Source organism: Kitasatospora sp. NPDC059973, assembly GCF_042737525.1.
Classification (GTDB): domain Bacteria; phylum Actinomycetota; class Actinomycetes; order Streptomycetales; family Streptomycetaceae; genus Kitasatospora.
The window spans coordinates 24,576-34,074 of the sequence record NZ_JBHWUI010000098.1; the positions used below are offsets into that span (position 1 = coordinate 24,576).

The following is a 9,499-nucleotide window of genomic DNA, read 5'->3' on the forward strand; positions in this document are numbered from 1 at the left end:
GATGCCGTGACACGCCGCCGCGCACTGTCCCGGCGCGGGGCCCTGCTGCTCGCGGCGGGCGGACTGGCCCAGCTGTCACTGCCCCGGGCGGCTCCGGCGGCCTCCGTGGCCGCGGTGGCGGACCAGCGGGCCGAGGTGGCCGCGCTGCTGGCCGAGCGGGCCCGGACGCTGACCGCCCCACCGTCCGCGCCCCCGGTGGAGGCGGCCTACCGCAACCTCGTGCTCGGCCCGGCCGGTCGGCCGGACCGGCTCACCGCCACCGCCGAACTGACCGTCCGGGTGACCGGCTACGACGCCTACCCGGTGGTCCACCCGCGCCGGCTGGAGCTGTGGCGGACCGGCGGGGGCTGGCGGGTCGAACGCGAGGACGGCCCGGACGGGCCGGCGCCGCTCTGGGACTTCGGGACCGTCCGGGCGGTGGCCGGCGCGCACTGCCTGGTGCTCGGCCTGGCCGACGGCCCGGACCCGGCGCAGCTCACGACCGTGGCCGACCGGGCCGTCCCGGCCGTCACCGCGCTCTGGGGCACCGCCTGGCCGGGCCGGCTGCTCCTGGAGCTGCCCGCCACCGAGGAGCAGTTCGGCCGGCTGCTGGACGCCGACCCGGCGGGCTGGACCGGCATGGTGGCGGTCACCACCGCGGCGCCCGGCGCCCCCCGGCACACCCCGGCCGACCGGGTGCTGGTCAACCCCGGCGCCTACCGGGGGCTCAGCGACTTCGGCCGCCAGGTGGTGATCACCCACGAGGCCGTGCACGTGGCGACCCGGGCCGACACCCGGGCCTGGACGCCGCTCTGGCTCTCCGAGGGCGTCGCCGACTGGACCGGCTACCGGGACTCCGGCCGCTCGCCCCGGCAGATCGCCCCCGAGCTGGCCCGGGACGTCGCCGCCGGCCGGGTGCCCTCGGCGCTCCCCGCCGACCGGGACTTCACCGCCGGGGCCGACGGCATCGCCCAGGCCTACGAGCAGGCCTGGCTGGCCTGCGACCTGATCGCCCGGCGCTTCGGGCCGGACCGGCTGGTCGGCTACTACCGGGCGGTCGGCGCGGCGGGCGCGGGGGCGGGCCGGGAGGAGCAGTCGGACCGCGTCCTGCGGGACGAGCTGGGCCTCGGACTGGCCGAGTTCACCGCGCTCTGGGTCACCGAGGTCCGCCGCCTGGCGGCCTAGCGCCGCCGCTGGGCCGGCGGCCGGTCGATGCCGTCCAGCAGGTCCTGCTCGTACGCGATCCCCGGGCGCACCGGGTAGCCGTTCGCCGACACCGGCTCCGGCTCCGCGCGGTCCAGCACGACGGTCGGCGGGAGCTGGGCAGCCCCGCGGGTCGAGCGCCAGAGCCGGACGCAGGACAGCCCGGTGGCGGCCAGCAGCAGCAGGTTGCGCAGGGTCAGCGCGGTGACGGCCCAGGGCTCGCTGCCGACCAGCTCGCTGAAGAGCAGCGGGAACTCCACCACGGTCAGCGGCGTCGCGGCCAGGACCAGCAGCGCCACCGGGCGCTGGCTGGTGCCGCGCACGGTCAGGCAGACCGCCGCCACGCCGACCAGCCAGACCAGGTACTGCGGGCTGATCACCCGGCTGGTCACGGTGAAGATCAGCAGCGCGGCCAGCGCAGCGTCGTACATGGTCGCCGCGTTGCGGCGCTTGGCGGTGAAGCGCCAGAGCAGCAGCCAGGCGAAGCCCAGCAGGCTGCCGGCCAGCATCACCTTGCCGACCACGTTCACCCACGGCCCGAGCATCTCGACCGAGCCGTAGTTCATCGTCACCCTGCCGTCCCAGGCGCCGGCCATCCGGGCGAAGTGCAGCGGCAGCGCGCCGACCGACTCCACCTCGACGCCGCGGTCCTTCTGGAAGGTCAGGAACTCGAAGGCGCCGTTCATCCCGGCCGCCAGCAGGAAGCCCACCGAGACGGCGGTGGCCGCGGCGGCGGTCCAGGAGCGGCGGGTGCGGCGGCCGGACGGGGTGCCGATCAGGCCGATCAGCGGCCAGATCTTGATGATCCCGCCCAGCCCCAGCAGGATGCCGCCGATCGCCGGGCGGCGGATCAGCGCCAGCAGGCCGGCCACTGCGACGGCGGTGACGATGACGTCGTACCGGTTGTAGATCATCGGACCGAGCAGCGGCACGCCGGCCACCCAGACCCAGGCACCGGTCAGGGCCCGGCCCCTGCGCAGGCCGGTACGCACCAGCAGGGCCATCGCGACCGCGTCGGCCAGCCCGCAGATCACCCAGAAGGAGACCAGGTACGACCAGGGCAGCAGCCCGGGCAGCATGATCACCAGGGCGGCGCCGGGCGGGTACTGCCAGGTCACGTCGTCCAGCGGGAAGGTGCCGGTCTGCAGGACGCCGTACCAGCCGTGGTAGATCAGCCAGACGTCCGTGGTGATGTCCCCGCCGGCCATCCGCAGCACGCCGGTCACCAGCAGCAGCAGCAGTGCCCGGGAGGCCAGCCACGTCCCGCCGAGCGCGCAGAGCGCCCCGGTACGCCGGGAGGGGCCGGTGGGGGCCGGTACGGGCTCCTGGCGGACGGCCAGCGCCGTGCCGGGGCCGTCGGCGCCGCTGGGTGAACCGGACTTGGTGGCCGGGGCCAACTCCACTGCGCTCCCTCGTTCGTCTCGGACGTCCCACCGGAGGCGTCGCGCGACGGACGCCCGGGCGGCCGGTGCCGGGCGCGGCGCCACGTTCGGCGGGGCCGCACCGGCTGCCTAGGTTCTAGGACAGACCCGGGGGAGAAACGGTTGCCGTGCGCGGATCCGTTCCCGGCGGGTCGTGGTGTTGACCTATCGTACGGATCACCCAGCGGTACACCGAGCACCCCCCGACCGAGCGAGCCGTGGCCTGATGCACAAGACCTTGATCGTCACCAATGACTTCCCGCCGCGACCCGGCGGCATCCAGGCCTTCGTCCACAACATGGCTGTCCGTCAGCCCGCCGGGAGCATCGTGGTCTACGCGTCGACCTGGCGCGACGGCGCCGAGGTCGCCCGCTTCGACGCCGAACAGCCGTTCCCGGTGATCCGCGACCGGACGAAGGTGATGGTTCCCACACCGCGCGTCACCCGCCGGGCCGCCGAGATCCTCCGCGCCGAGAAGTGCGACTCGGTCTGGTTCGGCGCGGCCGCCCCGCTCGGGCTGATGGCGCCCGCGCTGCGCCGGGCCGGAGCCGGCGGCCGACTGCTCGGCATGACGCACGGCCACGAGGCCGCCTGGGCCCAGCTCCCGGTGGCCCGGCAGCTGCTGCGCCGGATCGGCGCCGGTACCGACACCCTCACCTACCTCGGCGAGTACACCCGCTCCCGGATCGCCGACGCGGTCGGTTCGGAGGCGGCCGCCCGGATGGTGCAACTGCCGCCGGGGGTCGACGAGCAGACCTTCCACCCCGACTCGGGCGGCGCCGAGCTGCGCCGCCGGCTCGGGCTGGCGGACCGGCCGGTGGTGGTCTGCGTCTCCCGGCTGGTGCCGCGCAAGGGCCAGGACACCCTGATCGAGGCGATGCCGCAGATCCTCGCCGAGGTGCCGGACGCCGTGCTGCTGATCGTCGGCGACGGCCCCTACCGGGCGGACCTGGAGAAGCTCGCCGACGCCCGGGGCGTGCGCCACGCGGTGCGGTTCACCGGCGCGGTGCCGTGGTCGGAGCTGCCCGCGCACTACGGCGCCGGGGACGTCTTCGCGATGCCCTGCCGGACCCGGCGGGGCGGGCTGGACGTCGAGGGCCTGGGCATCGTCTACCTGGAGGCCTCGGCGACCGGTCTGCCGGTGGTGGCCGGGGACTCCGGCGGCGCGCCGGACGCGGTGCTGGAGGGCGAGACCGGCTACGTGGTGCCGGGCGGCTCGCCGGCCGCCGCGGCCGAGCGGATCGTCCGGCTGCTGAACGACGAGGAGCTGCGCCGGCGGCTCGGCGAGGCCGGGCGGCGCTGGGTGGACCGCTCCTGGCGGTGGGACCTGCTGGCCGGGCGGCTGACCTCGCTGCTGGCGGGCTGACGAAGCGGTGCGGGCCCCGCCGCCGCGGCGGGGCCCGCACCGTACGGTCAGCGCTGGTAGATCGCCTCGACGTCGGCCGCGAAGTCCTTCAGCACCAGGTTGCGCTTGAGCTTGAGCGACGGCGTGAGGTGGCCGCTCTCCTCGGAGAAGACGGTGTCCAGCAGCCGGAACTTCTTCACCGCCTCGGCGTGCGAGACGGCGGCGTTGCCGTCGTCCACGGCGGCCTGGACGGCGGCCAGCAGGTCCGCGTCCTCGCGCAGCTCGGCCACCGTGGCGGTGGCGGGCTTGCCGTTCAGCTCCTTCCACTTGGGGAAGAAGTCCTCGTCCACGGTGACCAGGCAGCCGATGAACGGCCTGCGGTCGCCGACCACCATCACCTCGCCGATCAGCGCGTGCGCCCGGATCCGGTCCTCGATCACCGCCGGGGCGACGTTCTTGCCGCCCGCGGTGACGATGATCTCCTTCTTGCGGCCGGTGATGGTGAGGTAGCCCTCGGAGTCCAGCGAGCCGATGTCGCCGGTGGAGATCCAGCCGTCCTTCAGCGCCTCGGCGGTGGCCTGCGGGTTGTTCCAGTAGCCGGTGAACACCTGCGGACCCTTGAACAGGACCTCGCCGTCCTCGGCGATCCGGACGGCGGCGCCGGGCAGCGGCTGGCCGACCGTACCGATCTTCGGCTTGTCCCACGGGTTGAAGGCGGTGGCCGCGCAGGTCTCGGTCAGGCCGTAGCCCTCCAGGACGGTGAAGCCGATGCCCCGGTAGAAGTGGCCGAGCCGCTCGCCGAGCGGGGCGCCGCCGGAGATCGCGTGGGTGGCCCGGCCGCCGAGCGCGGCGCGCAGCTTGCTGTAGACCAGCTTGTCGAAGATCTTGTGCTTGATCCGCAGGCCCAGGCCCGCACCGCCGGCGTCCAGCGCCCGGCTGTACGCGATCGCGGTGTCGGCGGCCTTGTCGAAGATCTTGCCCTTGCCGTCGGCCTGGGCCTTCGCGCGGGCGGTGTTGTAGACCTTCTCGAACACTCTCGGCACGCCCAGGATCAGGGTGGGCCGGAACGCCGCCAGCTCGGCGGTGACGTCCTTGATGTCCGAGACGTGGCCGAGCTTGATCGGGGCCATCGCGGGGGCGATCTCGGCGATCCGGCCGAGCACGTGGGCCAGCGGCAGGAAGAGCAGCACCGAGCTCTCGCCGGTGCGGAACAGCGGGGCCAGCCGCTCCACGATGTTGCCGCACTCGGCCATGAAGTTGGCGTGGGTCAGCTGGCAGCCCTTGGGGCGGCCGGTGGTGCCCGAGGTGTAGACGACGGTGGCGATCGAGTCGGCCGTCGCCAGCGACCGGCGCTCGGCCACGGTCGCGTCGGTGACGTCCCGGCCCGCCCCGGCCAGCGTCGCCAGGGCGCCGCCCTCGATCTGCCAGGTCTGCCGCAGCAGCGGCAGGCGCCCCCGGACCTCCTCGACCACCGCGGCGTGCTGGGCGGTCTCGGTGAGGACGGCCACCGCCCCGGAGTCGCCGAGGATCCACTCCACCTGTTCGGCGGAGGAGGTCTCGTACACCGGCACGGTGATCGCGCCGGCCGTCCAGATCGCGAAGTCCAGCAGCGTCCACTCGTAGCGGGTGCGGGACATGATGCCCACCCGGTCGCCGGGCTCGATGCCCGCGGCGATCAGACCCTTGGCGGCGGCGTGCACCTCGACCAGGAACTGGGCGGCGGTCAACTCCTGCCACCGGCCGTCCACCTTGCGACTGAGCACCACGACGTCCGGGTGCCGCTCGGCGTTCTGGTGCACGAGGTCGGAGAGGTTACCGCCGCTCGGTACCTGGTAGAGGGCCGGAAGGCTGAAGTCGAGCAAGACTGCTCCTCGTTCGCGACGCTGCGGGACGGCAGGACGTTACTGCCCGGTAGGCAGCTTCGACCAGGGGGGTCGGCTCCGGTGTTCGAAGTGTCACACCTTTACCCGGTCCGACCAGGCCGTGACCGGGTCGTTCGAATGGCACCCTACGGCAGCCCGGACGTGACCGGCGGGTAGCCTGCGAGCGCCCCCGAGCCCGGGGCCGCGCACCCTCCGAGCCCCGGACCTGAGGGATCGCCGGGCGCGATAGCCTGCTCCGGGCGCACCCGACCGAGCAGGCTCGGCCGGGCCGGCAGCAAGGGACGACGCGGAGGGCCATACCCATGGCGGAGCACACCAGGTCGAGCATCACCATCGACGCGACCCCGGCGAAGGTCATGGCCGTGATCGCCGACTTCGCCGCCTACCCGGCCTGGACCGGCGAGGTCAAGGAGGTCGAGGTGCTGGAGACCGCCGAGAACGGCCGCGCCGCCCAGGTGCGCCTGCTGCTCGACGCCGGCGCCATCCGCGACGAGCACGTGCTGGCCTACACCTGGGACGGCGACCGCGAGGTCGGCTGGACGCTGGTGCGCAGCCAGATGCTCCGTTCGCTGGACGGCTCCTACTCGCTCGCCCCGCTGGACGGCGGCCGGACCGAGGTCACCTACCAGCTGGCCGTCGACGTCAAGATCCCGATGCTCGGGATGATCAAGCGCAAGGCCGAGAAGGTCATCATCGACCGGGCGCTGGCCGGACTGAAGAAGCGCGTCGAGGGCTGACGCCGGGAAAGCGGGGCTGGACGGCATGACGGCGACACGCACCATCCTGGTCAGCGGCGACGCGGCGGCGCCCACGGTGGCCGCCGCCACCGCCCTGCACGCCGCCCGGCAGGGGCGGCGCACCCTGCTGCTGGCCGCCGACGACCCGCACCGCACCCTGGACGCCGTCCTCGGCGCCCGGCTGGAGCCCGAACCGGCCCCGTACGCCCCCGGCCTGACCGTGGCCAGGATCGACGAGCAGGCCGCGTTCCGGCACGCCCTCGGCGAGATCGGCGGCCGGATCAAGCCCGCGCTCGACCTGCTCGGCGCCGACCCGCTCGACCCCGAGGAGCTCACCGCCCTCCCCGGCACCGCCCGGCTCGCCCTGCTCCGGGCCCTGCCCGCCGCCGAGGCGGACGTCCTGGTGGTGCTCGCCCCGCCGCCCGCCGAGCTGATCGCCGCGCTCGCGCTGCCCGAGCAGCTGGAGCGCTACCTGGCCCGGCTGGTGCCCGAGCAGCGGCAGGCCGCCCGGGCGCTGCGCCCGCTGCTGGCCGGCCTGGCCGGGGTGCCGATGCCCGCCGACTGGCTCTACGAGGGCCGGACCAAGGCGGCCGCCGCGCTCGCCGAGGCCCGTGCGGCGCTCGCCGCCCCCGGCACCAGCGTCCGCCTGGTCACCGCCGCCGACGCCCACCCGTACGGCGAGCTGCGCCGGATCCGGGCCGGGCTGGCCCTGCACGGCCACCGGCCGGACGCCGTGGTGGTGCACGGCGCGCTGCCGGACGCCGCCGCCGACTCGGCCGACCCCTGGCTGGCCGGGCTGGCCCGGCGCCGGCAGGAGGAGCTGGCCGCGCTGACCGCCGCGAGCGACGTCCCGGTGCTGGTCACCGGGTTCACCGAGGTCACCCTGGAGGCCGTCGCGGACCGCCTCTACGGCGCGGGCGCCGGCCCGGCCCCGCTCGACCCGAAGCCGTGGAGCGTCGAGGACCGGCTGGCCGAGGACGGACTGCTGGTCTGGCACCTCGCGCTGCCCGGTGCCGAGCGGGCCGACCTGGACCTGGTGCGGCGCGGCGACGAACTCGTGGTCGGCCTCGGTGCCCACCGGCGGGTGCTCACGCTGCCCTCGGCGCTGCGCCGCTGCACGGTGGCGGGCGCGGGCCTGCACGACGGGGCGCTCGCCGTCCGGTTCGCGCCCGATCCGGCGCTCTGGCCGCGCGGCTGAGCACCCCGCGCGGACGCGACCGGGCCTCCCGCGCCGCCCGGTGACCGTGCGCCGGTTCGCCCTCCGCGCCGCCCGGTGACCGTGCGCCGGCCCCGATGGCGGGCCGTCGGGGCGGTCGGGCCCGTCCGGTAGCGTCGGGGCCAGGGGCCGCAGGCGCGGCCGGAGCTGAGGAGACGCCCGCGATGACCACTGCCGACGACCGCACCGAGCAGGCTGCCGAGCACCCGTTCGGCCCGGAGCTGGGCCCGCTGGTGGACGAGGTGCGCCGGTTCGCGTCCGTCGTCGGCCAGAAGGCCCAGGAGGCGAGCGCCGACACCCTGATCTCGCTGGCCGGCCTCGCCGAGCGCCTGCGCGAGAAGCAGCCCGAGGTGTACGGCCACCTGTCCGCCGCCGGCACCGGCCTGGCCGCCGCCGGCGGGGAGCTGATGGCCGCCTACCGGGCCGCCGTGGCCGGCCACGAGCACCGCTGGACCGCCGGGGACGCCGCGCGCAGCGAGCGGATCGACCTCGACACACCTGACGGGCCGTCCGACAAGCAGTGAAGCCCGGACTCCCGGGAAGTGACCGTGCGGACCCTTGCTGTGACGGAGCGGGGCGGAATGTACGACTTTTGAAGCTGCTCGGCGAGCTTGGTCGTGAATTGTCTTCGGTTAATGTAGGCGACGGTGTGTACGGGGGCAGGGTTGGACGGTACCGTTCCGTCCAGCGGGAACGAGTGAATAGCTGAGGGACACATGGCTCTGACCATCGGCGTCGACGTCGGCGGGACCAAGATCGCGGCAGGCGTGGTCAACGAGGCGGGCGAGATCCTGGCCCGGACCAGGGTGCCCACCCCGGCCGACCCGCAGTGGGCGGTCGACGCCATCGCGCAGGCCGTGCGCGAGCTCAAGGAGCAGTACCCCGACGTGGTCGCGGCCGGCGTCGGAGCCCCCGGCTTCGTCGACCGCGACCGCTCCACGGTGATCTTCGCCCCCAACATCGACTGGGAGGACGAGCCGCTGCGCGGCCGGATCGAGGAGCTCACCGGCCTGGACACCGTGGTCGAGAACGACGCCAACTGCGCTGCCTGGGCCGAGTTCCGCTTCGGCGCCGCCGCCGAGTACTCGGACATGGTGCTGATCACCGTCGGCACCGGCATCGGCGGCGGGATCGTCCTGGACGGCCGGCTGCACCGCGGCCGGTTCGGCGTGGCCGGCGAGATCGGCCACCTCAACATGGTCCCCGACGGCCTGCCCTGCGGCTGCGGCGGCAAGGGCTGCTGGGAGCAGTACGGCTCGGGCCGGGCGCTGCGCCGCTACGGCCGGGAGATGGCCGCCGCCGACCCCGTGCGCGGCCGGCGGATGCTGGAGCTGAACGACGGCGTCGCCGAGACCATCCGCGGCATCCACATCACCGAGGCGGCCGAGGCGGGCGACCCGCTCGCCCTGGACTGCTACAACGAGCTGGCCGACTGGCTGGGCCGCGGCATGGCCGACCTCGCCGCGCTCTTCGACCCGGCGGTCTTCGTGCTGGGCGGCGGGGTCTCCGACTCCGGCCGGCTGCTGCTCGACCCGGTCGCCAAGGCCTTCGAGCACTACCTGACCGGCGGGGTGCACCGCCCGCGCGCCGAGGTGGTGCTCGCCTCGATGGGCTCCGCCTCCGGCATCGCCGGCGCGGCCGACCTCGCCCGCACCGTCTGACCCACCCACCCCGCACCCGCCGACGGCGGCGGCGCGACCGGAGCCTCGTGGCCC

General features: G+C 75.0%; 8 protein-coding genes. 6 read left to right on the top strand and 2 right to left on the bottom strand.

All coding sequences use genetic code 11. The features are described from left to right. Positions 1 to 6 precede the first annotated feature (6 nt). On the top strand, positions 7 to 1,164 hold the full coding sequence (locus tag ACFWA9_RS24910) for a hypothetical protein (protein ID WP_380389866.1): 1,158 nt from the start codon (positions 7 to 9) through the stop codon (positions 1,162 to 1,164). Here ACFWA9_RS24910 and ACFWA9_RS24915 read toward each other — a convergent pair. Continuing rightward, positions 1,161 to 2,585 carry a glycosyltransferase 87 family protein gene (locus tag ACFWA9_RS24915; RefSeq protein WP_359802625.1) on the bottom strand — a complete coding sequence of 475 codons (1,425 nt, stop codon included), beginning with the start codon at positions 2,583 to 2,585 and terminating at the stop codon, positions 1,161 to 1,163. The two genes, ACFWA9_RS24910 and ACFWA9_RS24915, sit on opposite strands and share 4 nt — an antisense overlap. A gap of 244 nt (positions 2,586 to 2,829) precedes the next feature. Here ACFWA9_RS24915 and ACFWA9_RS24920 point away from each other — a divergent pair, with 244 nt between their 5' ends. After that, the gene (locus ACFWA9_RS24920; protein WP_380389868.1) at positions 2,830 to 3,969 is read left to right on the top strand and encodes a glycosyltransferase family 4 protein; all 1,140 of its coding nucleotides are present in this window, start codon (positions 2,830 to 2,832) and stop codon (positions 3,967 to 3,969) included. Between the two features lie 47 nt (positions 3,970 to 4,016). Here ACFWA9_RS24920 and ACFWA9_RS24925 read toward each other — a convergent pair whose 3' ends face one another. After that, on the bottom strand, positions 4,017 to 5,810 hold the full coding sequence (locus tag ACFWA9_RS24925) for a long-chain fatty acid--CoA ligase (protein WP_352287069.1): 1,794 nt from the start codon (positions 5,808 to 5,810) through the stop codon (positions 4,017 to 4,019). A 323-nt stretch (positions 5,811 to 6,133) separates the two neighbouring features. Here ACFWA9_RS24925 and ACFWA9_RS24930 point away from each other — a divergent pair, with 323 nt between their 5' ends. From ACFWA9_RS24930 to ACFWA9_RS24945, 4 genes are all read left to right on the top strand, one after another. After that, entirely contained in the window at positions 6,134 to 6,568 is a 435-nt protein-coding gene (locus tag ACFWA9_RS24930; RefSeq protein ID WP_329487294.1) for an SRPBCC family protein, read from the top strand. 25 nt (positions 6,569 to 6,593) lie between these two features. Continuing rightward, positions 6,594 to 7,766: an ArsA family ATPase gene (locus tag ACFWA9_RS24935; protein WP_380389871.1), complete on the top strand. Its 1,173-nt coding sequence runs from the start codon at positions 6,594 to 6,596 to the stop codon at positions 7,764 to 7,766. Positions 7,767 to 7,948: 182 nt separating this feature from the next. Then, a complete protein-coding gene (locus tag ACFWA9_RS24940; RefSeq protein ID WP_329487292.1) occupies positions 7,949 to 8,308 on the top strand; it encodes a DUF5304 family protein in 360 nt (119 codons plus the stop codon). 192 nt (positions 8,309 to 8,500) lie between these two features. Then, entirely contained in the window at positions 8,501 to 9,445 is a 945-nt protein-coding gene (locus ACFWA9_RS24945) for an ROK family glucokinase (RefSeq protein WP_329487291.1), read from the top strand. The last annotated feature ends 54 nt before the right edge of the window (positions 9,446 to 9,499 follow it).

Excerpts from the sequence above, each read along its gene's own strand:
- ACFWA9_RS24935 (WP_380389871.1), top strand. The coding sequence starts at position 6,594 with ATGACGGCGACACGCACCATCCTGGTCAGCGGCGACGCGGCGGCGCCC.
- ACFWA9_RS24940 (WP_329487292.1), top strand. The coding sequence starts at position 7,949 with ATGACCACTGCCGACGACCGCACCGAGCAGGCTGCCGAGCACCCGTTC.
- ACFWA9_RS24945 (WP_329487291.1), top strand. The coding sequence starts at position 8,501 with ATGGCTCTGACCATCGGCGTCGACGTCGGCGGGACCAAGATCGCGGCA.
- ACFWA9_RS24920 (WP_380389868.1), top strand. The coding sequence starts at position 2,830 with ATGCACAAGACCTTGATCGTCACCAATGACTTCCCGCCGCGACCCGGC.
- ACFWA9_RS24930 (WP_329487294.1), top strand. The coding sequence starts at position 6,134 with ATGGCGGAGCACACCAGGTCGAGCATCACCATCGACGCGACCCCGGCG.